Consider the following 1,091-nt stretch of genomic DNA (forward strand, 5'->3'; position numbering starts at 1 on the left):
AAAAACTGGCTTGGCGCGCCTCACACCATGTTTCTTGGACGCTGGTCGCAGCGGCCAGTCTTCCTTGGAGGAGACACCGATGACCGCACAACACCTTGCACTGGATGAATACCTTGGCCAAGCCTTCAACCGCATTCCGATCGCGATGCTCGTCGTCGACAAGAACGGCGAGATCATCCGCACGAACGAGCTGGCCGAGACCAGCTTCGGCTACGCGAGTGACGAGCTGATTGGCCAGAAGGTCGAGGTGCTGCTGCCCTCGCGCTACCGCCACATGCATCCCGGCCACCGAGGCGATTTCCTGGCCAAGCCCAGCGCCCGGCCCATGGGCGCCGGCCGCGACCTCAGCGGCATGCGCAAGGACGGCAGAGAGTTCCCGGTGGAGATCGCCATCAACCCGGTGGAAACCGGCGAAGGGCCGATGATCCTGACGGTTATTCTGGATCTGAGCGAGCGCAAACAGAACGAAAAGCGCATCCAGGACGCGTTGCAGCAGAAAGACCTCCTGCTCAAGGAAGTGCACCACCGCGTCAAGAACAACTTGCAGGTGATCCACAGCCTGCTGGACCTGCAAGCCCTCAAGATCAGCAACGCCGACATGGTCGATCTGCTGCGCGACAGCCAGAACCGCATCCGGTCCATGTCGCTGATCCACCAGACGCTCTACCAGTCGCAGGACTTCGCCCAGGTCGACTTCCAGCTGCTCCTGGGCGAGCTGCTGCCGCGGCTGACCGAGTCGTACGGCTTGAGTTCGCGCCAGGTGCGCATCGGCATCCAGGCGTTGGACGTGAAGCTGCCGATCAACGAAGCCATTCCTTGCGGCCTGATCGTCAACGAGCTGGTCAGCAACGCGCTCAAGCACGGCTTCCCTGAAGATCGCCGCGGCACGGTGATGGTGGAAATCAGCCAGGACACGGAACAGGTGGTCAAGCTCTCCATCAGCGACGACGGCCAGGGCATCCCGCTCGACATGGACCTGAGCAAATCCGAATCGCTCGGCCTGCAGCTGGTCAACCTGCTCACCCGGCAGTTGCATGGGCAACTCGACGTGCAGCGCAGGGACCCCACCCGATTCACCCTGCGCTTTCGCC

Annotated in this window: 1 protein-coding gene; it reads left to right on the top strand. The window is 62.3% G+C overall.

Annotated elements, in window-relative coordinates; genetic code table 11:
- Positions 1 to 79: 79 nt before the first annotated feature.
- On the top strand, positions 80 to 1,091 hold a 1,012-nt coding region (locus AC07ZS_RS29840), incomplete at its 3' end, for a sensor histidine kinase (RefSeq protein ID WP_494802041.1).

The sequence above is a fragment of the Hydrogenophaga sp. GW456-12-10-14-TSB4 genome (genome assembly GCF_059424305.1).